Genomic DNA, 730 nt, shown 5'->3' with positions numbered 1-730 from the left:
CGTCATCGAAGGCCACATTGTGAGGCCTGACACACGTCCGATCGAAGACCCCGCCGAAATCTCAAAGATCATGCTTGCCAAACAGGGGGCATCCACACACGCTCCGGGTTTCTCGGAGGCTGTTTGTGTTGGGTCAGGCGGCCAAGGCTTTGTCGCCGACGTGGGCATGATAGCGCGCTTCGGCCTCGGCGGGAGGGAAGTTGCCGATCGGCGCGAGCAGGCGGCGGTGGTTGTACTAGTCGACCCACTCCAGGGTGGCGTACTCGACCGCCTCGAAGGAGCGCCACGGGCCACGCCAGTGGATCACCTCCGCCTTGAACAAGTCGCTGATCGTCTCCGCCAGGGCATTGTCGTAGCTGTCGCCGACGCTGCTGACCGACGGCTCAATGCCCGCTCCGGCCAGGCGCTCGGCATAGCGCAAAGCCAAGTATTGCGAGCCGCGATCCGAGTGATGCACCAGCCCGCTGCCCTGGACGGGACGACGCCTGCGCAAGGCTTGCTCCAGGACGTCCAGCACGAAGCTCGCGTGAGCGCTGCGTGAGGCTCACCAACCGACAATGCGCCGGGCGATCCTCTCGATCGAGATGAATTTTTCCGCATTGGGCATACGGCTGGTCCGGGCATCGTGGTCGGGGCGGCGCGCGCGATGCGCCGCACGAAGGGGAGGAGCTTGCTCATCGGGTGCCTCACTCCGGGAAGGTGACGAGGCGTTGCGCCCGGGCGAGCAACT

The 730-nt window shown here is 65.2% G+C and carries 1 pseudogene; it reads right to left on the bottom strand.

Going from position 1 to position 730, the window contains the following annotated elements:
• Positions 1-133: 133 nt before the first annotated feature.
• Positions 134-580, bottom strand: a pseudogene (locus MET9862_RS29080) (DDE-type integrase/transposase/recombinase); the annotation flags it as partial.
• Positions 581-730 lie beyond the last annotated feature (150 nt).

It is taken from the genome of Methylobacterium symbioticum (assembly GCF_902141845.1).
GTDB lineage: Bacteria > Pseudomonadota > Alphaproteobacteria > Rhizobiales > Beijerinckiaceae > Methylobacterium > Methylobacterium symbioticum.
This window is presented reverse-complemented; position numbering and strand designations above follow the sequence as displayed.